Origin of the sequence: Streptomyces griseus (assembly GCF_001715295.1) — a bacterium.
In the GTDB taxonomy this organism is placed as follows: Bacteria; Actinomycetota; Actinomycetes; order Streptomycetales; family Streptomycetaceae; genus Streptomyces; species Streptomyces griseus_G.
In genome coordinates, this window is the sequence record NZ_MDKB01000002.1 from 824,983 (window position 1) to 851,258 (window position 26,276).

General features: G+C 72.2%; 25 protein-coding genes. 12 read left to right on the forward strand and 13 right to left on the reverse strand.

Annotated features, from left to right (window positions below; genetic code table 11):
• The first annotated feature begins 41 nt into the window (after positions 1–41).
• Positions 42–437 carry an SCO4983 family protein gene (locus BA175_RS10170; protein ID WP_069170978.1) on the forward strand — a complete coding sequence of 132 codons (396 nt, stop codon included), beginning with the start codon at positions 42–44 and terminating at the stop codon, positions 435–437.
• 278 nt (positions 438–715) lie between these two features.
• Here the strand turns inward: BA175_RS10170 and BA175_RS10175 are convergent, their stop codons facing one another.
• Positions 716–2,542 carry a phosphoenolpyruvate carboxykinase (GTP) gene (locus tag BA175_RS10175; protein WP_069170979.1) on the reverse strand — a complete coding sequence of 609 codons (1,827 nt, stop codon included), beginning with the start codon at positions 2,540–2,542 and terminating at the stop codon, positions 716–718.
• A gap of 375 nt (positions 2,543–2,917) precedes the next feature.
• On the opposite strand from BA175_RS10175, the gene trhA reads away from it, so the two are divergent.
• Positions 2,918–3,604 carry a PAQR family membrane homeostasis protein TrhA gene (gene trhA, locus BA175_RS10180; protein WP_069170980.1) on the forward strand — a complete coding sequence of 229 codons (687 nt, stop codon included), beginning with the start codon at positions 2,918–2,920 and terminating at the stop codon, positions 3,602–3,604.
• An 84-nt stretch (positions 3,605–3,688) separates the two neighbouring features.
• On the opposite strand, the gene BA175_RS10185 is transcribed toward trhA, so the two are convergent.
• A complete protein-coding gene (locus BA175_RS10185) occupies positions 3,689–5,710 on the reverse strand; it encodes a thioredoxin domain-containing protein (RefSeq protein WP_069170981.1) in 2,022 nt (673 codons plus the stop codon).
• A 172-nt stretch (positions 5,711–5,882) separates the two neighbouring features.
• On the opposite strand from BA175_RS10185, the gene BA175_RS10190 reads away from it, so the two are divergent.
• Positions 5,883–6,449 (forward strand): Uma2 family endonuclease, encoded by a 567-nt coding sequence (locus BA175_RS10190; protein ID WP_069170982.1) that lies wholly within the window; start codon positions 5,883–5,885, stop codon positions 6,447–6,449.
• 276 nt (positions 6,450–6,725) lie between these two features.
• Here the strand turns inward: BA175_RS10190 and BA175_RS31110 are convergent, their stop codons facing one another.
• Entirely contained in the window at positions 6,726–6,887 is a 162-nt protein-coding gene (locus tag BA175_RS31110) for a hypothetical protein (RefSeq protein ID WP_175420797.1), read from the reverse strand.
• A 22-nt stretch (positions 6,888–6,909) separates the two neighbouring features.
• On the opposite strand from BA175_RS31110, the gene BA175_RS10195 reads away from it, so the two are divergent.
• Complete coding sequence (locus BA175_RS10195; RefSeq protein WP_069172038.1) at positions 6,910–10,176, forward strand: tetratricopeptide repeat protein; 3,267 nt, start codon at positions 6,910–6,912, stop codon at positions 10,174–10,176.
• 109 nt (positions 10,177–10,285) lie between these two features.
• On the opposite strand, the gene BA175_RS10200 is transcribed toward BA175_RS10195, so the two are convergent.
• Both BA175_RS10200 and mca read right to left on the reverse strand, forming a co-directional pair.
• Complete coding sequence (locus BA175_RS10200) at positions 10,286–10,558, reverse strand: hypothetical protein (protein WP_069170983.1); 273 nt, start codon at positions 10,556–10,558, stop codon at positions 10,286–10,288.
• A 1-nt stretch (position 10,559) separates the two neighbouring features.
• Positions 10,560–11,441, reverse strand: a complete 882-nt coding sequence (gene mca / locus BA175_RS10205; RefSeq protein ID WP_069170984.1) for a mycothiol conjugate amidase Mca — start codon at positions 11,439–11,441, stop codon at positions 10,560–10,562.
• A gap of 97 nt (positions 11,442–11,538) precedes the next feature.
• On the opposite strand from mca, the gene BA175_RS10210 reads away from it, so the two are divergent.
• Both BA175_RS10210 and greA read left to right on the forward strand, forming a co-directional pair.
• Entirely contained in the window at positions 11,539–11,943 is a 405-nt protein-coding gene (locus tag BA175_RS10210) for a DUF4307 domain-containing protein (protein WP_069170985.1), read from the forward strand.
• 176 nt (positions 11,944–12,119) lie between these two features.
• Positions 12,120–12,617, forward strand: coding sequence for a transcription elongation factor GreA (greA, locus tag BA175_RS10215; RefSeq protein ID WP_069170986.1), 498 nt, complete (start codon positions 12,120–12,122; stop codon positions 12,615–12,617).
• 65 nt (positions 12,618–12,682) lie between these two features.
• Here the strand turns inward: greA and BA175_RS10220 are convergent, their stop codons facing one another.
• The 3 genes from BA175_RS10220 to ilvA form a co-directional block, all read right to left on the reverse strand.
• A complete protein-coding gene (locus BA175_RS10220) occupies positions 12,683–13,540 on the reverse strand; it encodes an ABC transporter permease (RefSeq protein ID WP_069170987.1) in 858 nt (285 codons plus the stop codon).
• Positions 13,537–14,544 carry an ATP-binding cassette domain-containing protein gene (locus BA175_RS10225; RefSeq protein ID WP_069170988.1) on the reverse strand — a complete coding sequence of 336 codons (1,008 nt, stop codon included), beginning with the start codon at positions 14,542–14,544 and terminating at the stop codon, positions 13,537–13,539. Before BA175_RS10225 ends, BA175_RS10220 begins: the two co-directional genes overlap by 4 nt.
• Positions 14,545–14,697: 153 nt before the next feature.
• Positions 14,698–15,927 carry a threonine ammonia-lyase gene (gene ilvA / locus BA175_RS10230; RefSeq protein ID WP_069170989.1) on the reverse strand — a complete coding sequence of 410 codons (1,230 nt, stop codon included), beginning with the start codon at positions 15,925–15,927 and terminating at the stop codon, positions 14,698–14,700.
• A 156-nt stretch (positions 15,928–16,083) separates the two neighbouring features.
• On the opposite strand from ilvA, the gene BA175_RS10235 reads away from it, so the two are divergent.
• Positions 16,084–16,614 (forward strand): MarR family winged helix-turn-helix transcriptional regulator, encoded by a 531-nt coding sequence (locus BA175_RS10235; RefSeq protein WP_069170990.1) that lies wholly within the window; start codon positions 16,084–16,086, stop codon positions 16,612–16,614.
• A gap of 113 nt (positions 16,615–16,727) precedes the next feature.
• Complete coding sequence (locus tag BA175_RS10240) at positions 16,728–16,919, forward strand: DUF1059 domain-containing protein (protein ID WP_069170991.1); 192 nt, start codon at positions 16,728–16,730, stop codon at positions 16,917–16,919.
• Positions 16,920–16,981: 62 nt separating this feature from the next.
• On the opposite strand, the gene BA175_RS10245 is transcribed toward BA175_RS10240, so the two are convergent.
• Complete coding sequence (locus BA175_RS10245; protein WP_069170992.1) at positions 16,982–18,139, reverse strand: cystathionine gamma-synthase; 1,158 nt, start codon at positions 18,137–18,139, stop codon at positions 16,982–16,984.
• 79 nt (positions 18,140–18,218) lie between these two features.
• Between BA175_RS10245 and BA175_RS10250 the strand changes: the two genes are divergently transcribed.
• The 3 genes from BA175_RS10250 to msrA all read left to right on the forward strand — a co-directional run bounded on the left by BA175_RS10250 (position 18,219) and on the right by msrA (position 20,279).
• On the forward strand, positions 18,219–19,322 hold the full coding sequence (locus tag BA175_RS10250) for a hypothetical protein (RefSeq protein ID WP_069170993.1): 1,104 nt from the start codon (positions 18,219–18,221) through the stop codon (positions 19,320–19,322).
• Positions 19,323–19,356: 34 nt separating this feature from the next.
• The gene (locus BA175_RS31115; RefSeq protein WP_175420798.1) at positions 19,357–19,503 is read left to right on the forward strand and encodes a hypothetical protein; all 147 of its coding nucleotides are present in this window, start codon (positions 19,357–19,359) and stop codon (positions 19,501–19,503) included.
• 68 nt (positions 19,504–19,571) lie between these two features.
• Entirely contained in the window at positions 19,572–20,279 is a 708-nt protein-coding gene (gene msrA / locus BA175_RS10255) for a peptide-methionine (S)-S-oxide reductase MsrA (RefSeq protein ID WP_069170994.1), read from the forward strand.
• Between the two features lie 45 nt (positions 20,280–20,324).
• Here msrA and BA175_RS10260 read toward each other — a convergent pair whose 3' ends face one another.
• Positions 20,325–21,680 carry a helix-turn-helix domain-containing protein gene (locus tag BA175_RS10260; RefSeq protein ID WP_069170995.1) on the reverse strand — a complete coding sequence of 452 codons (1,356 nt, stop codon included), beginning with the start codon at positions 21,678–21,680 and terminating at the stop codon, positions 20,325–20,327.
• Positions 21,681–21,859: 179 nt separating this feature from the next.
• Between BA175_RS10260 and BA175_RS10265 the strand changes: the two genes are divergently transcribed.
• Positions 21,860–22,459 carry a hypothetical protein gene (locus BA175_RS10265; RefSeq protein ID WP_069170996.1) on the forward strand — a complete coding sequence of 200 codons (600 nt, stop codon included), beginning with the start codon at positions 21,860–21,862 and terminating at the stop codon, positions 22,457–22,459.
• A gap of 34 nt (positions 22,460–22,493) precedes the next feature.
• Here the strand turns inward: BA175_RS10265 and BA175_RS10270 are convergent, their stop codons facing one another.
• The 3 genes from BA175_RS10270 to BA175_RS10280 all read right to left on the reverse strand — a co-directional run bounded on the left by BA175_RS10270 (position 22,494) and on the right by BA175_RS10280 (position 26,201).
• On the reverse strand, positions 22,494–22,853 hold the full coding sequence (locus BA175_RS10270) for a helix-turn-helix domain-containing protein (RefSeq protein WP_069170997.1): 360 nt from the start codon (positions 22,851–22,853) through the stop codon (positions 22,494–22,496).
• A gap of 144 nt (positions 22,854–22,997) precedes the next feature.
• On the reverse strand, positions 22,998–24,371 hold the full coding sequence (gene gdhA / locus BA175_RS10275) for an NADP-specific glutamate dehydrogenase (RefSeq protein WP_069170998.1): 1,374 nt from the start codon (positions 24,369–24,371) through the stop codon (positions 22,998–23,000).
• Between the two features lie 561 nt (positions 24,372–24,932).
• Positions 24,933–26,201, reverse strand: a complete 1,269-nt coding sequence (locus tag BA175_RS10280) for a L,D-transpeptidase (protein WP_069170999.1) — start codon at positions 26,199–26,201, stop codon at positions 24,933–24,935.
• Positions 26,202–26,276 lie beyond the last annotated feature (75 nt).

The following is a 26,276-nucleotide window of genomic DNA, read 5'->3' on the forward strand; positions in this document are numbered from 1 at the left end:
CCAAGCTAGGATGGTCCTCCTGCACGACCAGGAGGCCCTCCATGTACGAGCCGATCCGCACGAAATCGGTCCACACACCGGCCGACGACGCCGGCTTTCCGCACCGCAGTCGTGAGGAGGAGCTGGACATCCAGCTCGCGGGGCACCTCGCCGCGCTCCTCGCGGTGACCGACGAACTGGGGCTCGCCACCACGGGCGACCGCATCGCCGAGCAGGTGGCCCGCCTCCGTGGCGCGCCGCCCGCCCGGCACGCCGGACGGACCGCCGCGGCGCCGGCCGCTCTCCACCACCGCGCCCACGCCCTGGCGGGCCGGGCCCTCCTCGTGGCGGCGTCACGCGCCGACACGGCCGCGGCGATCCTCGCCGCGCAGGCCATGGACGCGCACACCGCGGCTCTGGCCGCGGAGACCGTTCCCGCGCCGGCGGGCGCCCGCTGACGTTCCAAGTCCGCGGGCCGCGAGGGCCCGTGGCGCGGGTGCTCCCGGCCGGCCGGCCCTGACGGCCGGGAGCCGCCGCCATCGCCGGTCCCGCACCCACTCCCGTACCCACCGGGAAACCCCGGACAGGGGGCGGCCCCCGGAACCACGAGGGAGTTCCGGGGGCCTTCCGCGGCGGGCCGTCGACCCCACAGGTCAGGGCGGATGTCCTACGGGCCCGGTCGCGGAGTCCGGGGAGGCGCCGGGCCGGACCCGGCGCCCGGTCGTACCGGGTCGGGTCAGCCCAGGCGCTGGACCAGCGCGCGGTACTCGTCCCACAGCTCCTTCGGCGTGTGGTCACCGAAGGTGTTCAGGTGCTCGGGGATCAGCGCGGCCTCCTCACGCCAGACCTCCTTGTCGACGTTCAGGAGGAAGTCGAGGTCGGACTCGGAGAGGTCCAGACCGTCGGTGTCCAGGGAACCCTTGGCCGGCAGGATGCCGATCGGCGTCTCGACGCCCTCGGCCGTGCCGTCCAGGCGCTCGACGATCCACTTGAGGACACGGCTGTTCTCACCGAAGCCGGGCCACACGAACGCGCCCGCGTCGTTCTTGCGGAACCAGTTCACGTAGTAGATCTTCGGCAGCTTCGACTGGTCCGGCTTGCCGGCACCGACCTCGATCCAGTGCTTCATGTAGTCGCCCATGTTGTAGCCGCAGAACGGCAGCATGGCGAACGGGTCGCGGCGCAGCTCGCCGACCTTGCCCTCGGCGGCGGCGGTCTTCTCGGAGGCGACGTTGGCGCCGAGGAAGACGCCGTGCTGCCAGGTGAAGGACTCTGTGACCAGCGGGACGGCGGAGGCACGGCGGCCGCCGAAGAGGATGGCCGAGATCGGCACGCCCTTGGGGTCCTCCCACTCGGGCGCGATGATCGGGCACTGCCCGGCCGGCACGGTGAAGCGGGCGTTGGGGTGGGCGGCGGGCGTACCGGACTCGGGCGTCCAGTCGTTGCCCTTCCAGTCCGTGAGGTGCGCGGGCGGCTCCTCCGTCATGCCCTCCCACCACACGTCGCCGTCGTCGGTCAGCGCGACGTTCGTGAAGACGGAGTTGCCCCACATGGTCTTCATGGCGTTGGCGTTGGTGTGCTCACCGGTGCCGGGCGCGACACCGAAGAAGCCCGCCTCGGGATTGATCGCGTACAGCTGCCCGTCCTCGCCGAACCGCATCCAGGCGATGTCGTCGCCGATGGTCTCGACGGTCCAGCCGGAGATCGTGGGTTCCAGCATGGCGAGGTTGGTCTTCCCGCAGGCGCTGGGAAAGGCTGCGGCGACGTACCGGCTCTCGCCGCGCAGCGGCGTGAGCTTGAGGATCAGCATGTGCTCCGCGAGCCAGCCCTCGTCACGGGCCATGACGGAGGCGATGCGCAGGGCGTAGCACTTCTTGCCCAGCAGGGCGTTGCCTCCGTAGCCGGAGCCGTACGACCAGATCTCCCGGTCCTCCGGGAAGTGCGAGATGTACTTGGTGGAATTGCACGGCCACGGAACGTCCTCCTGGCCCTCGGCCAGGGGTGCGCCGAGGGTGTGGACGGCCTTGACGAAGAACCCGTCGGCACCGAGCTCGTCGAGGACCTCCTGGCCCATGCGCGTCATGGTGCGCATGGAGACGGCCACGTAGGCGGAGTCGGTGATCTCGACGCCGATCGCCGAGAGCGGCGAGCCGACGGGACCCATGCAGAACGGGACGACGTACATCGTGCGTCCGCGCATGGAGCCGCGGAAGACGCCGTTCTCGCCGGTGAAGATCTCCCGCATCTCCGCGGGGGCCTTCCAGTGGTTGGTCGGGCCCGCGTCCTCCTCCTTCTCGGAGCAGATGAAGGTGCGGTCCTCGACGCGGGCGACATCGCTCGGGTCGGACGCGGCGTAGTACGAGTTCGGCCGCTTGACCGGGTCGAGCTTGGTGAACGTGCCCTTGGCGACGAGCTCTTCGCACAGACGCTCGTACTCGGCCTCCGACCCGTCGCACCAGACCACGCGGTCCGGTTCGGTGAGGGCCGCGATCTCGTCCACCCAGGAGACGAGCTCCGGATGGCCGGTGGGGACAGTGAGGGGAGCCGCGATGTCGCGCGCCACGATCGCTCCTTGAAGTGGGTGTCTGAGGAAGAGGCCCCGTGGGGGCTGCGGCCCGGATGCTTCGATTCCGCCTACGCGCTCATCCGGTGCCGACCGCACTCATTTGATGTTGCGCTGCCCGCGCCCATATGTCCAGAGGGTCGCCCAGGTGAGCACAGTGAGTATCGCCACTCCGACGCACCGGGATCCGCCCCGCATCTCCGGCAGAAAAGACATAAGACCCCGGATCCGGCGTGCCGCACGGGAAATGACCCCGCACCGGACCGCACAGGGGCGTGGCCGCGACGCGACGCGGTGCCGCGGCCCTCGTCGCGCGTCGGCCGGGGACGACCGGGCCCGGGGCCCTACCTACGGTTGCGTAGGTAGCATGCGTACATGACTTCTGCTGCCGCCGCGTCGTCCGGACCCGTAGAACTCACCGACCCCGTGCCGGTCAAACCACGGATGCGCGGATGGCTGCACGCAGGAATGTTCCCCGCCGTGGTGATCGCCGGCATCGCCCTGATCTCCCTGGCCGACAGCACGCGCGCGCGGGTGGCCTGCGCGGTCTACATCCTCACCGCCTGCATGCTGTTCGGCGTGAGCGCGGTCTACCACCGCGGGACCTGGGGCCCGCGGGGTGAGGCAGTGCTGCGCAGGCTGGACCACGCCAACATATTCCTGATCATCGCGGGCACCTACACGCCGCTGACCCTTCTCCTGCTGCCGGAGTCCACCGGTCGGCCGCTCCTGTGGGCGGTCTGGGGGGCCGCTGCGGCAGGGATAGCCTTCCGGGTCCTCTGGGTCGGCGCCCCGCGCTGGCTGTACACGCCGTGCTACATCGCCATGGGCTGGGCGGCGGTCTTCTTCCTGCCCGACTTCATGCGCGCCGGCGGCGTCGCGGTGCTCGTCCTGGTCGTCGTGGGCGGCCTGCTGTACAGCGCGGGCGGTGTCATCTACGGCATCAAGCGCCCGAACCCGTCACCGCGCTGGTTCGGCTTCCACGAGGTGTTCCACTCGCTGACGCTGGCCGCGTTCGTCGTGCACTACGTCGGCATATCGCTGGTGGCCTACCAGCAGTAGACACCCGGCGCGCGAGGGGCCCGGCCGTGGTGGCCGGGCCCCTCGCATGACGGCCCGTCCGGGCCCGGACGGGCCCGGCGCCGATCAGCCGGCCAGCTTCGCGGCCAGGTCCGCCGCGTCGGTCGTCGGGGCGTCGCACACGAAGTGGCGGCAGACGTACGCCGTGGGCGCACCGCCCACCGGCGTACGGTCCGCCAGCAGCGGGAACTCGGCGCCCGCGTCCGGCCCCTCGCCCACTGCCACGACCGCGCCCGGCGCCCGTCCCAGCAGCGCCGCGCGGTGCAGTTCCCCGGCGACCGGGCCCGCCACCGCCACCTCGCGCGGCCCGTCCAGCAACGCCTCCGCGACAGCCAGCCCCCAGCCGGTGAAGCGGGGCGCCTTCGGACCGAGCGCGCCCACGATCCCGAGCGCGCCCTCGGCCGCCGTGCGGTGCGCCTCGGAGCCCGTGTGCGCCGCGTACGAGAGCAGGGCGCCCGCGGCGGCGGTCCAGCCGGCCGGGGTGGCGCTGTCCGTGGGATCCTGCGGCCGCCTGATCAGCTGCTCCGCGTCGTCGGCGGTGTCGTACAGCTGGCCGTTCTCACCGGTGAAGCGCTCCAGCACGATGTCCAGCAGGAATCCGGCGAACTCCAGCCAGACCCCCTCGCCCGTGACCGAGGCGAGCGTGAGGAAGCCCTCGGCGACGTCGCCGTAGTCCTCCAGCACCCCGGCGTTGTCCCCGGCCCGGCCGTCCTTCGACGTACGGCAGAGCCGGGCGAGGTCGCCCATGTGCACGCGTACCAGCAGGTCGGCGGCCTCGGTGGCCCGCTCGACCAGGTCCGGCCGGCCGAAGTAGGCGCCGGTCTCGGCGAGCGCGGCGATCGCCAGGCCGTTCCAGGCGGCGACGATCTTGTCGTCGCGTTCCGGGCGCACCCGCGCCTCCCGCGCCGCGAACAGCCGGGCCCGCACGTCGGCGGCCCGCTCGGCGTCGCGCGCCTCCCCGGTGCGGGCGAGCCGCAGGACGGAGGAACCCTCCTCGAAGGTGCCTTCCTCCGTCACCCCGAAGTGCTCGGCGGCGAAGGCGGCGTCCTCCGCACCCAGCACCTCGCGCAACTGCGCGGGCGTCCAGACGTAGAAGGCGCCCTCCGCATGCCGGCCCCGCGCGTCCTCGCTGTCGGCGTCCAGCGCGGAGGCGAAGCCGCCCTCGGCGGTCCGCAGTTCGCGCACCATGAAGTCCGCGGTCTCCAGGGCCACCCGGCGGGCCAGGTCCGAGCCGGTCGCCCGCCACAGATGGGCGTACGCGCGGCACAGCAGCGCGTTGTCGTAGAGCATCTTCTCGAAGTGCGGGACGATCCACTCCCGGTCGACGGAGTAGCGGGCGAAGCCGCCGCCGAGCTGGTCGTAGATGCCGCCGTGCGCCATGGCGGCGCAGGTGTCGGCGGCCATCTCCAGGGCGCCCTCGGCCCCCGTACGGGCGTGGTGGCGCAGCAGGAACTCGAGGACCATGGACGGCGGGAACTTGGGGGCGCCGCCGAAGCCGCCGTGCTTCTCGTCGTAGTCCCGGGTCAGCCGCAGCAGCGCCTGTGCGAGCTCGGGTCCGCCGGGCAGCTCCGTGCCGCCGTGGGTGACGGAGCGGCCCGCGAGGTCGCGGACGATGCGCCCGGCCACCTCCGCGACCTCCTCCCGCCGGTCCGTCCAGGCGGCCACGACGCCTTCGAGCACCTGGTGGAAGGACGGCATGCCGTGGCGGGGCTCGGGCGGGAAGTAGGTGCCGAAGTAGAAGGGTTCGGCGTCGGCCGTCAGGAAGACCGTCATCGGCCAGCCGCCCTGGCCGGTCGCGGCCTGCACGGCCTCCATGTACACGGCGTCGACGTCGGGCCGTTCCTCGCGGTCGACCTTCACCGGCACGAAGTGGGCGTTGAGGTAGTCGGCGAGGGACGCGTCCTCGAACGACTCGTGAGCCATCACATGGCACCAGTGGCACGAGGCGTAACCGACGCTGAGCAGCACCGGAACGTTCCGCTTTCTGGCTTCCTCGAACGCGCCGGGCGACCACGGCCACCAGTCGACGGGGTTGTCGGCGTGCTGGAGCAGGTACGGGGAGGTGGTCTGCGCAAGTCGGTTGGCCATGGCCCCCATCCTCGCGCACACGCCCCTGCAGCACCCGCGCGCCACGGGAGGGAAGGCGAACGGGCAGGCAGGTCGGGTGTGCGCCGCCGGAGCCGGGCGGCCCGGCATCGGCGGACAGTAGGCTGGCTCCAGCAGCACCGGGAGTGCTGAGGCTCCTCGAAGGAGGTACACCATGACCGCCGAGATGGTGGCGCCCGCGTGGATGCACACCCAGATCAGCGCGGAGCAGTACGACTCCTGGTCCGAGGAGCAGTGCGCCGGCATCGAGATCGTGGACGGGATGGTCGTCGTGAGCCCGAGCGCCTCCAAACGGCACAACAGGTTGGCCCGGATCCTGGCCAATGCCCTGGACGCAGCCGCGGGCCCTGCCTGGAACGCGGACACGGACTTCGACGTCCGCCTGCAGGACGTTCCCCTCACCAACCGCCGTCCGGACGTCACCGTCTACCGGGCGGAGACCATCGACCTCACACCCACTCGCCCCGAGCACGTGCTCCTGGTCGTCGAGGTGGTGTCGCCCGGCTCGGAGACCACAGACCGGATCGTCAAGGTCGATCAGTACGCCAAGACCGGCATCCCCTTCTACTGGCGGGTCGAGCAAGCCGCCACCGGTGTCCCCATCATCTACACCTATGTCCTCGACCCCGCCACCAAGGCGTACAGGGACGGCGAGATGTTCATCGGCGCGATCAAGACTGCTGCGCCCTTCCCCGTCACGGTCGATCTCGGGGCCATCTGAAGACGGAGAAGTCTCGCTTCCGGCATCTGACCGACAGCGCCCGGACAGTCGTCGTCCGCGACCGCTCGGAGCATCCGACCCGCCGATCGCCCTCACACTCGGCGCGATCGCCCACGAGGGCAAGCGGATGACGGCGAGCGGCACCACCACGGTCGACCGGTACGCCTTCGGCATCACCGAGGCCAGCGGCATGACGGGCCGTCATGTCGGGAGCACGTGAGAAGTCCTCGCGCACTGCTGAACCGAACACGGTGCCGAGCGGCGCACGGATCAGCGTCAAGGCCCGTACCCGTAGGGGAAGGTGGTCCGGGCGAGTCGCTCGGCCATGCCCCACTCCTCGCGTACGCGGCTCCCCACCCGGCTGATCGCCTCGCTCTCTCGCGCCGACGCGCCGTACGCAGGACACTGGGTGGCCATGAGGGCCGGCCGGACCGGCATCGCACGGGACCTAGGGGGACGCATGCGGGACAGCCATCGGGCGGAAGCCGAAAGGCTGTTGGTACGCGCCGTGGAGGAGGAGGCGCGGCGGACCGGTGGCCGGACCGACTCCGGCGCGCTCCTGGCGCGGGCACGGGGCCACCTGGACGCCATGGCGGCGGGCGCGGCCGAGGAGTACGCCGCCTACGTCCGGGCACTCGACGCGGCGGACGCGGGGAAGCAGCCGCTGTCCGAGCGGTTCAGCGGTGCGGTCCTGGGAACGCCCCTGCTGGTGACGGGAGTCGCCGCGGCCGCTGCCTTCGGCGCGGACCTGGCGCTCGGCACCGCGGCCGGTCAGGCGCTGGGAGCCGGGGCGGTGGTAGCCGTGGCGGGGACGACGGCGACCGTGGCCCGGGTGACCGCCTCGCACCGGCCCGCCGCCCACCGCCGGGCGGCCGCGCTGAACCAGCCCGGAGGCCCCGAACAGCTGAGACTCGCCTGGCTGACGGCACTGGAGGTACGCGGCATCCGCCCGTTCCTCGACCAGCAGCGGGTGCTGACGGCGGCGGCCCGGCCCGCGAGGAAGAAAGCCACCGCCTCCGTGGTGCCGCAACTGCGGGGCGGGGACCGCAGCGCGGCCGCCCGCACCCGCGCGGTCCTCGAACAGTCCTTCGGCCATCTGCCCGCCGCCGAGGGCCCGTTCGCGGGGCGGAAGACGGAACTGGCGCAGATCGCCCGGTGGGTGCACGCCGCCCGCGCCGCCACCTCGACCGAGCCGACCGTCGTCGTCCTGCACGGTGCGCCGGGCTCCGGGCGCACGACCCTCGCCGTACGCGCGGCGCACGCGCTCAGGGACCAGTTCCGCGGGGCGTGCGTCGTCGATCTGCGGGGTGACGTGGCCGGGGAGACACCCCTGCCGACCCGGGACGCGCTCCTGCACCTGCTCAACCGGCTGGGCGCGCCCCGCGACCAGCTCCTGTTCCGCGAGAGCGCCGCCTCGGACCGGGCGGAGCCGGGCTCCCGGGGAAGGTCGTCGGCCGAGCAGCAGGTGCGCCGCCTGAGCGAGCTGTACCACCAGCACCTGACGGGCACGCCCGTCACGGTCGTCCTCGACGACGCCACCGACGCCGCCCAGGTCCGCACGCTGATCCCCGAGCGCTCCGACAGCCTGGTCCTCGTCACCTCCCGCGAGCCCCTCGCCCTCCCCGACGACGTCCCGGCCCGGGTGTACCACCTGCCGGTCGCCGGGCTGGACGCGGCGGGCGCCGAGGAACTGCTGAGGGAGGCGGCGGAGGGCGAGGAGGACGGCCCGTACGACTACCCGTCCACCGACGCCGTCGTCGAGCTCTGCGGCGGGCTGCCGCTGGCCCTGCGCGTCGCGGGTTCCTCCCTCGGTACGCGTACCCGTGCCGAACTCGCCACCGCGCTCGGCGCCTACGGTCCGGTCGGACCGGTCGAACGGGCCCTGTGGCTGCGCTACACCGACCAGCCCGAACAGGCCCGACGGCTGCTGCGGCGCCTCGCGCTGGCGGGGCGCGCCAGTCTCGGGGCCGCCGCCGCCGCGTCGCTGCTGTCGGCCGACGAGCGGCAGGCCGGGCTGCTGCTGGACGCCCTGTGCCGGGCGGGGCTCCTCACACACGTACGGGGGGCGCGCTACCGGCTGCACGACCTCGTACGCGACTTCGCGCTGGCCAGGCTGCTGGACGAGGAGGAGGCGGCGGACCGCACCGCCGCCCAGGAGCGTCTCGTCCAGAACTACGCGGAGCTCGCCGACGCCGTGATCCGCATGGTCGACGGCAAGATGTCGACCCGGGCCGGCCAGTTCGGCTCGCACGGCTTCAGCTCACTGGACGCCGCGCTGCGCTGGCTGGACGACGAGTCCAGCTTCATCACCGCGGCGCTGCGGCACTCCGAGGGCGTCGACCAGGGGGCGGTGCTCCACCTGCTGGGCGCTCTGTGCGACTACTGCCTGCTGCGCGGCGACCTCTACCGGCTCGGCGAGATCGGCGAGCTCACCCGGGCCGTCGACAAGGGGCTGCTCGACCGGTCGGTCCAGTGGCGCACGGGCATCGCGGCCCGGCAGCTCGGCGAGCTCGACAAGGCCGCCACGACGCTGTCGTCCGTCGTCGGCCTGTACCGGGAGGCGCAGAACGACGCGGGCGCCGCGCTGGCCCTGTGCTCCCTGGGCATCACGCTGCACCACCAGGGAAATCTCACCGAGGCCTCGGCCCGCCTGCGGGAGGCCCTGGCCCTGCAGGCCTCCGACGAGCAGGCGGAGGACCGGGCCTGGTCGCTGCACGCCCTGGCCGCCGTGGAGCGGGACCGGGCGAACATCGCCGAGGCCCTCTCCCTGCTCGACACCGCGCTCACCTTGCACCGCGAGGGCGAGTCCCTGCACGGCGAGGCGTGGTCGCACTTCCAGCTCGGGCAGGTCTGCCTGCGGATGGGCGAGGTGGCGCGGGCGGAGGAGGAGCTGACGACCGCGCTGGACCTGTACCGCCGTACACAGGACGAACGCGGGGAGGCGTGGGCCCTCACCCAGCTGGCCCGCGCCCGGCTGATGGAGGGGAACGGCGGCACGGCCACCGCGGTGGAGGAGCTGCGCGGCGCCCTGGCCCGGCACCGGGCCAACGAGGACGCGCGGGGTGAGGCGTGGACGCGTTACTACCTCGGGCAGGCGCTGGAGGAGGACGGCGACACCGATCAGGCGGTACGGGAGCTGGAGCGGGCCCGCACGATGTTCTCCCGGATGCGGGACGTGTACGGGCTGGCGTGCGCCCGCCACCACTCGGGGCGGGTCACCCGTGACCAGCGGGCCGCGCAGACGGGCAACCTCCGCAATTCCGGATTCGCCCGCCAGCTCCTGGTGGACGCCCGCGCCGACTTCCGGCGGATCGGGGTGGCACACGGCGAGGCCTGGACCTGCCTGGAACTGGCCCTGATCGACGGCGGCAACAACCGCACGGCACAGGCACTGCGGCTGTGCGACGAGGCGATCGCCCTGTTCGCCTCGTACGGGGACGTCCGGGGCGGGGACTGGGCGGCGTTCCTGCGCTGCACGCTGCTGCCGTACGCCTCCCCCGGCGGCAGCGAGGTGGGCACGGCGGTGGCCCAGCAGGAGCTGGCGGACCTGCTGCGGGACGCGCACCCGCTGCGGGACCCCGGTCTGGAGGACTGCGCCGAGGCCTTCCGGGTGGTCCTCAACCGTGGGGTGGACCTGGACGACGGCTGGCAGGCCTGGCGCCTCGGGCTGACCCCGTCCCGGCACGCCCGCGAGGTGATGGGCGTACCGGTGGGCGCACGGCCGTGACGCCCCGCCCGGAACCCGCGGGGCACAGGTCATGACGCCCCGCCCGGTGCGGAGCACGCGGCACGGGCCCGGCGAGGTGCGCCGGGCCGGTGCCGCACCCTGCCCGGTGTCAGCCCTTGCGGGCTGCGTCGGCCTTCACGCCGGCCCCGGTCTGCGCACCGGATCCGCCCTCGCCCCCGGCGGCGGCCTTCTCTGCCGGGTCGGGGGCCTCCTCGAAGTCGACCCTCCCCATGTGGCGGTTCATCGACTTCATCAGCAGCCAGACCCCCACGGCGAGGGCCGCGAAGACGAGGAAGCCGAGGACGCCGGGGGTCACCTTGTTCTTGTCGAGCTCATCGGCGGCGAACGGAACGAGCTGCGTCAGTGCCTGGGTCGCGTACATATCAGGCATTGTCGCGGATGCCCGCGAAGAGGTCGCTCTCGGGGAGGGAGGTATCGACCAGGGACTTGGCGAGCTCGTACTCCTCGGTCGGCCACACCTCCCGCTGGACGTCCATCGGGACCCGGAACCAGCCGCCGTCCGGATCGATCTGCGTGGCGTGCGCGATCAGCGCCTTGTCACGGATCTCGAAGAAGTCGTCGCACGGGACGTGCGTGGTCAGCGTGCGTTCGGCGCGCTCGAACTCCTTCCAGCGCTCGAGCCACTCGCCGTACGGGGACTCCAGTCCGCGGGCGAGCAGCGCCTCGTGGAGGGCGACCGTGCGCGGCTTGTTGAAGCCCTGGTTGTAGTACAGCTTCTGCGGCTGCCAGGCCGGACCGAACTCCGTCTCGGGGAACTTCTCGGTGTCCGCGGCCCCGTCGAACGCGATCATCGAGATGGTGTGCGTCTTGATGTGGTCGGGGTGCGGGTACCCGCCGTTCTCGTCGTACGTGGTGATCACCTGCGGCCGGAACGCGCGGATCTTCGCGACGAGACGCCCCGCCGCCTTCACGTCGTCCTCCAGGGCGAAGCAGCCCTCGGGCAGCGGCGGCAGCGGGTCGCCTTCGGGCAGGCCGGAGTCGACGAAGCCGAGCCACTCCTGCTTGACGCCCAGGATCTCCCGGGCCTCGTCCATCTCCTTCTTGCGCACCTCGTGGATGTGCTCCTCGATGTACGCGTCCCCCTGGAGCTTCGGGTTGAGGATGGAGCCCCGCTCGCCCCCCGTGCAGGTGACGACGAGGACGTCCACCCCCTCGGACACGTACTTGGCCATGGTGGCCGCGCCCTTGCTCGACTCGTCGTCGGGGTGGGCGTGGACGGCCATCAGTCTCAGCTGCTCGGTCAAGACTCGGTCCTCAGTCATCGGTCGCGGTGGTCGGCTTCTATAGTGACTGAACCGGGGGGTGGAAAATTCCTCGGTCCCCGGTACGGGAGGAACGATCATGACGGCGGTGCGGGAGGCCGTGCCCGACGGGCGCTACGGCCGGTCACGTGACGAGCGCGCGGACCGCGGGCTGAAGATCACCGGTTCCGTGCTGGGCGTGCTCTTCCTCACCGTGATCGGCTGGTTCGGTTACGACTACGTCGCCGGCCAGGACCTCAGCGCCGAGCTGATCAAGTCCACCGTCGTCTCCGACTCCCGGGCCGAGGCGCATCTCGAGGTCCGCAAGGAGCGGGACGCCGAGGGGTACTGCACGGTCCGCGCCCTGAGCAGGGACGGCGGCGAGGTGGCCCGCAAGGACTTCCGCTTCGACGAGCCCTCCGAGCGGATCGACCGGGTCGTCGCGCTGCGCACGACGTCCAGAGCGACCGCCGTGGAGCTGATGACCTGCACCGCCGACGGCTGAGGGCCGTGCGGGGCGCGCACCGCACCCGCGCCGGCCGGCGGTGACGCGCGAGCGTCCGTTTACCTTCTCCCCCTTTTCGCGGGGAATTGTTAGGCTCGTGGTTTCGCCCACCCGTGGCAGCGCATGCTTGGGGTAGGGCGATGCTTTGTATTCCCAGTACCGACGAGGAGCACCCTGTGACCCAGACCAGCGATAACGTCACCTGGCTCACGCCGGAGGCGTACAACCAGCTGAAGGCGGAGCTGGAGTACCTGTCTGGTCCCGCGCGCACGGAGATCTCCGTCAAGATCGCGGCGGCCCGCGAGGAGGGTGACCTCCGCGAGAACGGCGGGTACCACGCGGCCAAGGAGGAGCAGGGCAAGATGGAGCTCCGGGTGCGTCAGCTCACCCAGCTCCTGGAACACGCGAAGGTCGGCGAGGCACCTGCCGACGACGGCGTGGTCGAGCCCGGCATGGTCGTGACGATCGCCTTCGACGGCGACCCGGACGACACGATCACCTTCCTGCTCGCCTCCCGCGAATACGCCAGCTCGGACATCGAGACGTACTCGCCCCAGTCCCCGCTCGGCGTGGGCGTGAACGGCAAGAGGGTGGGTGACGAAGCCGAGTACGAGCTGCCGAACGGGAAGACGGCCTCCGTGAAGATCATCTCGGCGAAGCCCTACACCGGCTGATCAGCCCCTCGCACAGAGAAGCCCCGGCCGCGCGCGGCCGGGGCTTCGTGGTGCCGTGCGGGTGCTCAGCCGGTGGCCGAGCGGTACGTGCGGACCGCGAGGGTCCGGAAGACCACCAGGATGACGACCGACCACAGCACCGACGCGACGATGGGGTGCCGCATGGGCCAGGCGTCCGGGGTCACGAAGCCGGGTGGCAGGTTGCCGAAGAGCACACGGCAGGCCTGCACGGTGGCGCTGAAGGGGTTCCATTCGGCGATGGTGCGCAGGAACGCCGGCATCTGGTTGGCGTCCACGAAGGCGTTCGAGATGAACGTCAGCGGGAAGAGCCAGATCAGCCCGCCGGAGGTGGCGGCCTCGGGCGTGCGCACGATGAGGCCGATCAGCGCGCCGATCCAGGAGAACGCGTAGCCGAGCAGGAGCAGCAGCAGGAAACCCAGCAGCACCTTGCCGAAGTTCTCGTGGACGCGCCAGCCGACGATCAGCGCGACGCCCGCCAGCACGACGAGGGTGAGCGCGGTCTGCACGAGGTCGGCGAGCGTGCGTCCGGTGAGGACGGCGCCCCGGGCCATGGGCAGGGAACGGAAGCGGTCGATCAGCCCCTTGTGCATGTCGTCGGCGATGCCCGCCCCGGCCCCCGCGGTGGCGAAGGTGACGGTCTGGGCGAAGATGCCGGCCATCAGGAACTCGCGGTAGGCCTGGGGCGAGATGGTGGCGCCGACCTTGATGGAGCCGCCGAAGACGTAGGTGAACAGCACCACGAACATGATCGGCTGGACCAGTCCGAAGACCACCATCTCGGGGATCCGGATCATGCGGAGCAGGTTCCGGCGGGCGACGACCAGGGAGTCGACGACCGACTGGGCGAGCGCGCCCCGGCGCACCCTGGGGGTGGTCTCCGACGGGGGTGAGACGGCGGTCACAGGACGTCCTCCTCGAGGTCCTGGCGGGCCTCCTCGGCCGGTCCGGGCCCGTTGTTCCTCGCCTGCTCGGCGGCGTGCCCGGTGAGGGAGATGAAAACGTCGTCGAGGGTGGGCCGGCGCAGCCCGATGTCGTCGATCTCCACGCCGCGCGCGTCGAGGTCGCGGATGACCTCGGCGAGCAGTCTGGCCCCACCGGTGACCGGTACGGTCAACTCGCGGGTGTGCGAGGAGACGGTGATCTCGCCCTTGCCGTAGGTGGCGAGCACCGAGCGGGCGGGCTCGATCTGGTCGCTCCGGTGGACGACGACCTCGACGCGCTCACCGCCCGTGCGGGCCTTGAGCTGGTCGGAGGTGCCGCGGGCGATGACCGCGCCGTGGTCGATCACGCAGATGTCGTGGGCGAGGTGGTCGGCCTCCTCCAGGTACTGCGTGGTCAGCAGCAGGGTCGTGCCCCCGGCGACGAGGTCCTGGATGACCTCCCAGAGCTGCTGCCGGTTGCGCGGGTCGAGTCCGGTGGTGGGCTCGTCCATGAACATGACCGGCGGGGAGACGACGAGCGCCGCCGCCAGGTCGAGGCGGCGGCGCATGCCCCCGGAGTAGGTCCTGGCGGTGCGGTCGGCCGCGTCGGCGAGGTGGAACCGCTCCAGCAGCCGGTCGGCCCGTCTCTTCGCGTCCCGCGAGCTCATCTGGTAGAGCTGGCCGACCATCCGGAGGTTCTCGCGGCCGGTGAGGTACTCGTCGACGGCCGCGAACTGGCCGGAGAGGCCGATCGAGCGGCGCACCTCGTCGGGGTTCTTCACCACGTCGATGCCCGCCACGACCGCCCGCCCGCTGTCCGGCTGGAGGAGGGTGGTCAGGACGCGAACGGCGGTCGTCTTGCCGGCCCCGTTGGGCCCCAGCAGTCCCAGGACGGTGCCCTCCGGTACGTCGAGGTCGACGCCGTCCAGTGCTCGTACATCGCCGAAGGTCTTCACCAGGCCTTCGGCGTAAATGGCGCCTGGCATTGGGATCCCCCAGTTGCTGTCGGGTGACTTCCTCGGCCGATCGTAGATTCGCCCGCGCCCCCCGGCCCGGAGGCACGGGCGGCCCGGCGCGCGTGCCAGGGCGGGACGGCGCGGCCCACGACCGGTTCCGGCGCTCGGACCCGCCTCGGGTGCTCAGTCCCGCACGAGGTAGCCGGCGGCCCGCAGCGCGGAGGCGACCTCCACGCAGTGCTCCGGCCCCTTGGTCTCCAGGTGCAGTTCCACCTCCGCCTCGGTGAGACCGAGCCGGGGATCGGTCCGTACGTGGCTGATGTCGAGCACGTTGGCGTCGGCGACGGACAGCGTGGCGAGCATCGCGGCCAGCGCCCCCGGGCGGTCGGTGAGCCGGAGCCGCAGGCTCAGGTAGCGGCCCGCCGCGACCATGCCGTGCGTCAGGATCCGCTGCATCAGCAGGGGGTCGACGTTGCCGCCCGACAACACGGCGACGACGGGGCCGCTGAACGACTCCGGGTCGCTCAGCAGCGCCGCGACGGGGCTCGCGCCGGCCGGCTCGACCACCATCTTGGCTCGCTCCAGGCACAGCAGCAGCGCACTGGAGAGCTCGTCCTCGGAGACGGTGCGGACCTCGTCCACCAGCTCCTGGACGAGTGGGAACGTGAGGTCGCCGGGCCGTCCCACCTTGATCCCGTCGGCCATGGTCTGCACCGGTCCGAGCGCCACCGGACGCCCGGCGGCGAGCGAGGGCGGAAAGGCGGCCGCGCCCGCCGCCTGCACGCCGACGATCCTGACGTCGGGGCGCAGCGCCTTCACGGCGACGGCGATCCCGGCGGCGAGCCCGCCGCCGCCGATGCCCACGACGACGGTGCGGACCTCCGGGCACTGTTCGAGGATCTCCAGGCCCACGGTGCCCTGGCCCGCGATGATGTCCGGGTGGTCGAAGGGGTGGATGAAGACGGCGCCGGTCTCCTCCGCGTACTCCTGGGCGGCGGCGAGCGTCTCGTCGACGACCGCCCCGTGCAGCCGCACCTCGGCCCCGTACTCGCGGGTCGCGGCCACCTTGGGGAGGGGTGCGCCGACCGGCATGAAGACCGTGGACCGTACGCCGAGCAGCGAGGAGGCCAGGGCGACCCCCTGCGCGTGGTTGCCGGCACTCGCGGCCACGACGCCGGCGGCCCGTTCGACGGGGGTGAGGCCGGAGATGCGTACGTACGCGCCCCGCAATTTGAAGGAGCCGGTGCGCTGGAGGTTCTCGCACTTGAGGTGGACCGGGGCGCCGACCAGTGCCGTGAGGTGGCGGCTGCCCTCCATGCCGGTCGTCCTGGCAACCCCGGACAGCATCTTCTGCGCCCCCCTGATGTCGTCGAGGATCAGTGGGGGGAAAGGACCCGGGGTACGGAAGCTCATGACAGCAAGTCTTGCAGCTCGCAGGCTTCGGGGCCGTCGCATCTCATGGGGGCCGCGAGGGTGTCCACGGGTTTGCGCGGCCCTGGTACGCGTTGCCCCCGGGCCGCGTACTCTGTCCCCCACCCACCCGACACCGCACGAAGAGAGCCCCCGGCCATGCCCCCTCAGGACATGACGACTGCTGCGTCTCCTTCCGGGGGCGCGACCCCCGGACATCCGGGATCCGACCACCTCCTGGACGCTCTTCAGCACCAGGTGGCCGTCTTCGCCCGCCGTGCCGAGCAGACCCGCCTCGGCGGTGTCGGCCAGGTCCGCAACTCGATGGACCGGGCCGCGTATCTGCTGCTCAACCGGCTCGACCTGGAAGGGCCGATGGGTGTCAAGGCGCTGGCGGCCGGCATGGGGATCGACTCCTCGACCGTGACCCGGCAGGTCGCGCCGCTCGTCGACACCGGGCTGGTCAAGCGCACCTCGCATCCGGAGGACGGGCGCGCCGTGGTGCTGCAGCTGTCGCCGCGCGGCCAGTCACGTCTGGAGGAGGTCCGTGCGTCGCGGCGCGAACTGATGCACCAGGTGACCGGTGACTGGAGCGAGGAGGAGCGCGACACCTTCTGCACCCTGCTGACGAGGTTCAACGCCTCGCTGGCGGCCCGGCAGGCCGCGCACCAGCCGGCCCAGGAGAACTGAGCCCCACCGGCGGGGGGCCGCGCCGGGCGGTCCGATCCGTTTCGTCCGGTCCTGACCTGGTCGCGGTTCTATGCTGGGAGTGTCGGTACGGCACCCGAGCCGAGGAGGCCGTCATGACACGGAAGATCGCCGACTGCCGTAAGTACCCGAGCGTCTCCGGCTGCTCTCTCACCATCTCGGGCGAGGAGGACGAAGTCGTCCGGGCCGCCGCCGAACACGCCGTCTCGGTCCACGAACACACGGACGGCCCGGAGCTGCGCGAGCAGGTCAGGGCCTCTCTGGAGGACGAGAAGGCCGCCGTCTGACGGCGTACCGCGCACATCCGGCGGCCGGGACACGTCCACGGCCGCCGGACGCAGGACTTGCGCTACTTGCCGGACCCGCCGAGCGCCTGGGTCAGGTCGGCCAGCAGGTCGTCGGCGTTCTCGATGCCGACGGAGAGCCGGACCAGGTCGGCCGGGACCTCCAGCAGGGAACCGGCGGTGGACGCGTGCGTCATCCGGCCCGGGTGCTCGATCAGCGACTCCACGCCCCCGAGGGACTCGCCGAGCGTGAACAGCTTCGCCCGGTTGCAGACCTCGACCGCAGCCTCCTCGCCGCCCTCGACGCGGAACGACACCATTCCGCCGAACGCCTTCATCTGCTTGGCGGCGATCTCGTGCCCCGGGTGCTCCGGCAGCCCCGGGTACAGGACCTGCGTCACCTTCGGGTGCCGGGTCAGCATGTCGGCCACCTTGGTGGCGTTCCCGTCGTGGCGGTCCATGCGCACGGCCAGGGTCTTGATGCCCCGCAGCACCAGCCACGCGTCGAACGGCCCGGCGACGGCCCCCATCGCGTTCTGGTGAAAGGCGAGTTCGTCGGCCAGGTCCGGGTCGCCGACGACGAGCGCGCCGCCGACGACGTCCGAGTGGCCGCCCATGTACTTGGTCGTGGAGTGCACCACGACGTCCGCGCCGAGGGCGAGCGGCTGCTGGAGGTAGGGGCTGGCGAAGGTGTTGTCGACGACGAGGCGCACCCCGGCCTGCCGGGCGACGCCCGCGACGGCCGCGATGTCGGTGATGCCGAGCAGGGGGTTGGACGGGGTCTCGACCCAGATGACCTTGGTGCGGGGGGTGAGGGCCGCCCGTACCGCGGCCACGTCGGAGGTGTCGGCGACCGAGAAGTCGACGCCCCAGCGCGAGGCGACCTTCGCGAACAGCCGGAAGGTGCCGCCGTAGGCGTCGTTTGGGATGACGACGTGGTCGCCGGGCGTCAGCAGGGTCCGCAGGAGGCAGTCCTCCGCGGCCAGGCCGGACGCGAAGGCGAGCCCGCGGCGCCCGCCCTCCAGTGCCGCCAGGTTCTCCTCCAGGGCGGTACGGGTCGGGTTGGCGCTGCGGCTGTACTCGTAGCCGCCGCGCAGGCCGCCGACGCCGTCCTGCTTGTACGTGGACACCTGGTAGATCGGCGGGACCACGGCGCCGGTGAGGGGATCCGCCGTGTTGCCGGCGTGGATCGCGAGGGTCTCGAAGCTGTGCTGGTCGCTCATGAGGCCCGAGCGTAGTTCGTCACACGGGCCGTCACGGGCCACTGCGCCGTCCGTGTACCCGTCCGGGGACAATGGGCGCATGGAGATTCTGTGGTTCCTGCTCGCGCTGTGCATGCTCGCAGCGGTCGCCGGCCCGATCATGCTGCGCCGCCGTGGCGGTATCCGCCAGGTCGCGCCCGGATCACCGGACGCGGCCGACCCGGACACCTACGGCTTCGTACGGCAGGAGGAGCTGGACGTCCGGCTGCCGGGGCCCGACCAGGACCTCCTGGACGTCCTGGACGTCGTGCAGGGCACGCAGAGCTGGCGGGCCGCCTCCCAGCTGCTCGCGGGTACGCCCAAGGAGAGCGAGACGCGCTGGCAGCGCGTGCAGGCGTTCGCGGGTGCGGCCTCCCTGGAGCTGGCGCAGCGGCCCGGCGAGGGCGGGGCGTGGCTGCGCGCCTGGCGGGCCGAGGCCCCGAAGGACGCGGGCGCCGCGGCGGTGCACGCGGAGTTCCTGGTGCAGCAGGCATGGCGCACCGGCACCGTGGGCACCGACGACTTCCGCATCATCCTGGAGGAGGCGCGTACGGTCTGCGGGGAGGCGGCCCTGCTGGCTCCGGGCGACCCGATCCCCTCCATCGTGGAACTGGCCGTCGCCCGCGGACTGGGCTACTCCCCCGAACAGTTCGACCAGCTCTGGGCGAAGATCATCGACCGGGCGCCCGCGCACATGGGGGCGCACATCGCCGCCCTGCACTTCTGGTGCGAGAAGTGGCACGGCTCCCGCGAGGAGGCCGCCCGCTTCGCGACGGCGGCCGCCGCCCGCGCCCCGCAGGGCTCGTTGCTCGCCGCGCTGCCGCTGTTCGCGGTGTACGAGCACCTTCCGGAGGTCAATCTCGTGCAGGGCTTCTACCGGAGCGCCGTCGTCACACAGGCGGTCGAGGGTGCGATGTTCGCGGTGCACGCGGCCCGCGCGGACGACCCGGTGCTCGCCCACGTACGGCACCTGCTGGTCCTCTTCCTCGTCCGTATGGAACGCTGGTCGGAGGCCGTGCACCAGTTCGTCCACATCGACGGGCACGTGGGTGCCCTGCCCTGGACCCAGAGTTCCGACCCGGCGGCCGAGTACACGGTGTACCGGGCGCTGGCCGTCGCCGGATTCGAGGCGAACGGCGGCAGCCCGGCGAGCCTGCCGCACTGATCTGTCACTCCGCCTGGATGGGAACGGCCCCGCTATGACCCGACTGATCCCGCTCGTCCTGATGGCCCTCGCGCTCTGGTTCTGGCTGCGGGCCAGGAAGAAGACGGCCGCTTACATGGCCTCGTACGAGGCGCCCGAGGCCCCTCGGGACCGCCGGGACCCTCCGGCCCCGGCTCCCTGAGGCGGCGGAATCCCGACCGCCCCCCGCGTGTTGTACGGACTGCAAACCGACCCCCGGAGGAGCCCCGCATGTCCCTGTTCCACCGCACCCCGCAGCTCCCCACCCGTGAGGAGGCCCTGCGCGGGCGACCCACCCCCGAATTCACGGTCCCCTCCCGCCACACGGTGCTCGGCAACCCGCTGACCGGCCCGTACCCGCAGGGCCTGGAGGTCGCCGACTTCGCGCTGGGCTGCTTCTGGGGCGCCGAGCGCAAGTTCTGGCAGACGGAGGGCGTCTGGACGACGCTCGTCGGATACCAGGGCGGTTACACGGAGAACCCGGCGTACGAGGAGGTCTGCTCGGGCCTGACCGGCCACACGGAGGCCGTACGGGTGGTCTTCGACCCGGAGGTCGTCGGCTACGCGGAGCTCCTGAAGCTCTTCTGGGAGTCCCACAACCCGACCCAGGGCTTCCGCCAGGGCAACGACGTGGGGACCCAGTACCGCTCGGCGATCTACACCCACTCCGCCGAGCAGGCGGAGGGCGCGGCGGCCTCCCGCGAGGCATACCAGCGGGTGCTGACCGGCGCGGGCTTCGGCGAGATCACCACGGAGATCCTCCCGGCCGAGGGCCGCACCTTCTGGCCGGCGGAGGCGTACCACCAGCAGTACCTCGACAAGAACCCGGACGGCTACTGCGGCATCGGCGGCACGGGGGCCACCCTGGAGTCGCCCTCCGAGACCAACTGGGGCCGCGCCTGCCCGACGGGCATCGCCCCGGCTCCCGCCGCGGAGTGATCGGGCGGGCGGGCCCCGGGGGCCCGCCCGGCCGTACGGCTCCGGTCAGCCGGCGGTGACCCAGCGGCCCGTGCCGGTGTCGTAGCCGAAGACGGGCCGTCCCCGGCTCCCGCTCGTACGGAACGGGCGGCCCCCGTCGTCGACGCGTACGGTGCCGTGGCTCGCGCCGGCGCTCCACGCCAGCTCCAGGTACCAGTCGCAGTCGCAGTCGGCCGCACGGCCGTCGACCAGGAGCACCTCGGGGTCGGTGGCCGACACGGTGTAGGGGAACGGGACCGCGGGGAGAGGCGTGCCGGAGTCGTTGCCCGCCAGGGCGCGGGCGACCGGGCGCGGGCGGTCGAGGTCGACGTCGAACACGCGTGGCGTGAGCGCACCACCGCATCCGTCGTCCATGCGGTGGACGTTGCGGCGGAGGGGCTCCCGCCGCGCGGTGACGCGGACCTGCATCGACTCCAGGACCACGGTCCGCTGGCCGGTGCCCTGCAGCGTGATCCGGACCCGGGTCCCGTCCGCGTGCACCCCGCCGACGGCGCTCGCCCAGGCCCCGGCGTCGGCCTCGACCGGGGGCGGGGGCACGGCGGTGGCGTCCCCGCCGATGAGGTAGGAGTGGCCACATCCGTACCTCCACACATGATCGTTGACGCTCCACGAGAACGGCACCGTGCCATCTCCCCCGGCCGGGGACGGGTCGGCGGGGACCGGGGACGCGGCGTCCGGGCGGTGTTCCGCGCCGCCGCTGCCGGAGGGCCGACCGGTGGCGGAGGCGGAGGGGGTCGCGGATGCGAGGGGTGCGTGCGCGGCGCCCCGGCCCGGTGGCGTGGGGTGTCCGGATCCGCTGGAGGGTGCCCCCGTGCCGGTGTGCTGCCGGGCGGCCGGTGGGGTGGAGGTGCCGTCGAGGGTGAGTGCCAGGGTGAGCACGAGGGCGGCCGGGAGGAGCGCGGCGGCGTACGCGGCGCGGCGCTTCCAGGGTGCGGGGGCGGCGGTTGCCGGGTCCTTGTCGTGGACCGCCTTGGCCCCGGGGGCGGGCTCGGGGGCGGGGGGCTCGGGTTCGCGGCCCTCTTCGGGGTCCACGGATCCGGGGCTCGCGGGCGCTTCGCTCTGTGCCCTCTGTGCGGCCGGCTGGCTGTGCCGCTCCTGACGGAGGGTTCGCTCCGCGTCCGCCAGGATCCACAGGCGGTGGAGGTCCACCAGCCGCTCGCCGGTGCACCCGCACAGGCGTGCCACCTGGGCGACCGGCGCGAAGTCCACCGGCACCGTCTGCCCGGTGCAGTAGCGGTGGAGCGTCGACGCGCTGATGTCCGTCCGGCGCGCGAGGGAGCCGTACGTGCGGCCGGAACCCTCCCGTATCCCGCTCAGCCACCGGGCGAACTCCTCACGCGCGGACTCCGTCGGTGCCTCCACCCCGTCCCCCCTCCCCCGTGCCGTCCCGAGTGGCGTTCCACCCCCTCGAAACAGTCCCACGTCACCGGGGGTGGGATGGTTCCACCCCACCCCGACCGCTCGGGACGCTTGGTCCGCCCCGGGACTCCGCCCAAGCTGGTGGCTGTCCGACCCGGCAACTGACCACCAGGGAGCTCTTCGTGAACACAATCCGCACTGCCGTCGTGACCGCCGCAGCCGTGGGGGTGGCCCTCGCCTCGTCGGTACCGGCCTCGGCCGCCCCCGTGGCGCCGAAGTTCCTCTCCGCGTCGCAGTGGCCGGCCTCCCTCAGCCCGTGGAGCGCGGACCCGGTGCGGCAGGGGCTGCCCGACTCGGGCTCCGCGTGCACCGCGGGGACGACGCCGGCGGCGTCCAGCTCGTACCGGGACTTCAGGACCGAGCTCGACACCGGGGCCAGGCAGACCACCACGGTCGCGTCCACCACCGCCGAGGCGAAGAGGCTGGCCGCCGCACTCCGCGCCGCCGTCGAAGGCTGCCTCGAACGGCTCCGGGCCGAGCAGCCGGGCCTGGAGGGCGAGACCCGCTCCCACGGCACGGTGGATGTGGAGGAGGGGGCGCATGTCTACAGCATCGACACGTCCTACCCGGAGGTCGGCTCGACCGACATCGCGCTCTACGCGGTCGGCCGTGACGGCCGGACGGTGACGGTGCTGGAATGGGGGCAGCTGGGTGACCTCGACGGCGCTCCCCTGCAGGGGTTCAAGAGGACGACGGGCGTCGCGGTCGCCAAGCTCCGCTGACCCGGGCCCGTCCGCCGGCGGGCGGGTGCCGCCCTCAGGCGGCCAGCCGCACCTCGCCGAACGAGGCGGAGCCCCGGGAGGTCCGGGAGGCGGGGGCGCTGCGGCGGGCGAGCTCTCTCCGGGCCAGGGACAGCACGTCGGCCAGCCCGAGCCCGAGTGAGCGGGCGGCCGCGGCGAGGACCTCCGAGGAGGCCTCCTTGCGCCCGCGTTCGATCTCGGAGAGGTACGGGACGGAGATCCGGGCGGCCTCGGCCACGTCCTTGAGCGTCCGCTGCTGGGCGGTGCGTTCGCCGCGCAGGACGTCGCCGACGACGTCCCGCCAGAGGGGCTCTCTCGGCGCGGGGGCGGGACGCAGGGGGACGATGCGGGCGTGGTCCGGCGCGTGGCTGCTCATCGTCCCAGCCTAGGAACGATCGGCCCGGCGCGGGAGGGAAAGTCCTTCCGCGCCGGGCTGATCTGCTGACGGCAGAACGAGGGGGTGTCAGCCGCCGGTGTTGCTTGCCCGGGGCTGTGTGCCCGGGGCCGCGTCGTGGCAGCGTCAGATCAGGCCCTGCGCCAGCATCGCGTCCGCGACCAGCTCGAAGCCCGCGATGTTCGCGCCGGCCACGTAGTTGCCGGGGCTTCCGTACTTCTCGGCCGTGGTGAAGCAGGAGTCGTGGATGTGGCGCATGATCTGGGCGAGGCGCTCCTCCGTGTGGGCGAAGGTCCAGGAGTCCCGGGAGGCGTTCTGCTGCATCTCCAGGGCGCTCGTGGCCACCCCTCCCGCGTTGGCCGCCTTGCCGGGCGCGAAGGCGACGCCCGCCTCCTGCAGCACATGGACCGCTTCGGGCGTGGTCGGCATGTTGGCGCCCTCGGCGACCGCCTTCACACCGTTGCGTACGAGTGCGAGCGCGTCCGGCTCGTGGAGCTCGTTCTGCGTGGCGCACGGCAGTGCCACGTCCACGGGAACGGCCCAGACGCCCGTGCCCTCGACGTACCGCACGTGCGGGCCGCGCCGCTCGGCGTACTCGGAGATCCTGCCGCGCCCGGTCTCCTTGACCTCCTTGAGCAGGGCCAGGTCGATCCCCTTCTCGTCGACGACGTAGCCGCCCGAGTCGGAGCAGGTGACGACGGTCGCGCCGAGCTGCTGGGCCTTCTCGATGGCGTAGATGGCGACGTTCCCCGAGCCGGACACGGCGATGCGCTGGCCGTCGAGGGACTCGCCGCGCACCCGGAGCATCTCGGCCGTGAACAGCACGCAGCCGTACCCGGTCGCCTCCGTGCGCACCAGCGCGCCGCCCCAGCCGAGGCCCTTGCCGGTGAGGACGCCCGACTCGTAGCGGTTGGTGATGCGCTTGTACTGGCCGAAGAGGTAGCCGATCTCACGGCCGCCGACGCCGATGTCACCGGCGGGGACGTCGGTGTACTCGCCCAGGTGACGGTGGAGTTCGGTCATGAAGGACTGGCAGAACCGCATGATCTCGGCGTCCGTGCGGCCCTTGGGGTCGAAGTCCGCCCCGCCCTTGCCACCGCCGATCGGCATGCCGGTCAGGGCGTTCTTGAAGATCTGCTCGAAACCGAGGAACTTCACGATGCCGAGGTTGACCGAGGGGTGGAAGCGCAGTCCGCCCTTGTACGGGCCGAGCGCACTGGAGAACTCGACGCGGAAGCCGCGGTTGACGTGGATGTCGCCCGCGTCGTCCGCCCACGGCACCCGGAAGATGAGCTGGCGCTCCGGCTCGCAGATCCGCTCGATGATCCGTGCGTCGACGAACTCCGGCCGCTGGGTGAGCACCGGGCCGAGGGTTTCGAGGACCTCGCGTACCGCCTGGTGGAACTCCTTCTCACCCTGGTTGCGGCGCAGGACCTCCGCGTAGAGCGGCTCGATGACACGGTTGTCGACGGTGTGCTGGGTGTCGGAACTGGCCGGCATGTGATCAAGACCTTCCGTGGGTGGGCTGGGTGCGCGTCGGCGCTCCCTGTCCCCGGAGGCGCCACCGGTCCATGGCGGACCGCCGCACCGGCCGATTGTCCCAGCGGGGCGTCGCGTTCCCGGGAGCCGTTTCACATAGTGGCCCCGCGCCGCCGGTCCCGACGGGGTGCGGCGGACACCGGAGCCCGCGTCCGGCGGGCCGGAACGGGCCACGGGTGACCGGGACGCGCCCCGCCCCGGGGTGGTGACCCTCACAGTCCGGCGGCCGGGTCTGTGAGGATACGGGCCGCCGCCCGTATACCTGCCCCCGGCGTGGCGTGGCGTCCGGGCCGGAGGGCGCCGGCCGGGCGGTGAGGAGGACGGACGGCTGCCGGGGCGTACGCGCCGGCGGGTGACCGCCGCCCCTGGCCTCGCCCCGCGGCTGTCCCCGGCCACCGCCGGAACCGCCCCGCTCCCGGAACCCCCGCCGGCCCCCGGGGCCGCGTACGCCGAAGGCGGCGGCGCCCGGAGAGTCCGGGTGCCGCCGCCTTCGGAGGGGGAAGGGGCGCGGGGATCGCGCGGTCAGGCCTGGGAACCCGCCGTCCACTCCGACCAGCTCATGTTCCAGCCGTTGAGCCCGTTGTCGGGGGCGATGGTCTTGTCCGGGGAGTTCTTGACGACGACCACGTCGCCGATCATGGAGTTGTTGTAGAACCACGCGCCGGCCGTGCCGGGGTCGTCCGCGCCCTTCGTGTCGGACAGGCCGACGCAGCCGTGGCTGGTGTTAACACTGCCGAAGATGGACTTGGCGCCCCAGTAGTTGCCGTGGATGAAGGTGCCCGAGGTGGACAGCCGCATGGCGTGCGGGACGTCCTTGATGTCGTACTCGCCCTTGCCGTCGTCGTCCGTGAAGCCGACCGTCGAACCGTCCATGCGGGTCTCCTTGAACTTCTCGGAGATCACCATCTGGCCGTTGTACGTCGGGTTGTCGGGGGATCCGGCGGAGATCGGGATGGTCTTGACGGTCTTGCCGTCCCGGGTGACCGTCATCGTCTTCGCCTTGGCGTCCACGGTCGAGACCTGGTTGCGGCCGACCTTGAAGGTGACCGTCTTCTGCTGCACACCCACGACGCCGTCGGCGCCCTCGACGCCGTCCAGCGCGAGCTTCAGCGTGACGGTGGAGCCGCCCTGCCAGTAGTTCTCGGGACGCAGGTCCAGACGCTGGTTGTTGAACCAGTGGCCGACGACTTCCTGGCCGCTGCTCGACGTCACCGTGATGCCGTCCTGGACGGCCTTCTTGTCGGTGATCGGCTTGTTGAAGTTGATCGAGACGGGCATGCCGACGCCGACCGTGGAGCCGTCCTCGGGGGTGAAGTTCCCGATGAAGCTGTTCTCCGGGGAGACGGTGGTGAAGGAGCTGTTGCCGTGGGCCTCGCGGCCCTTCGCGTCGGCCGCCGTCGCACTGATCTTGTACGTGGTCGAGCGTTCGAGCTGGCCGTTCGGCTTCCAGCTGGATCCGTCGGCGGCGAGAGTGCCCTCGACGGCGTCGCCGGACGCCGTGGTCATGGTGACCTGGGTCAGCTTGCCCTTGGCGACGGTGACCAGGGCCGCGTTGTTGATACTCGCGTTGGCCGCGCCGTTCTTCGGCGCGATCGTTATCTGCGCTTCGGAAGTGTCCTTGGCGGCCGCCTCGTCCACCTGCGCCTGGGACGCCTTCGAGCTGTCGGCGCTCGCGCTCGTGCTGCCGCCTTCGTCGCTGCAGGCCGAAAGCACCAGCACACCGCCGAGCAGGGCGGACGCGGCCATGAGGCCCTTGCGCCGCTTGCTGACCGTCATCACACGCTTCTCCATCGTTGCCGATTCCCCGGAAAGATCCCCGGACGAGGCCGCCTGACGGCGAACCCGTCAATATTCCAAGAACACCTG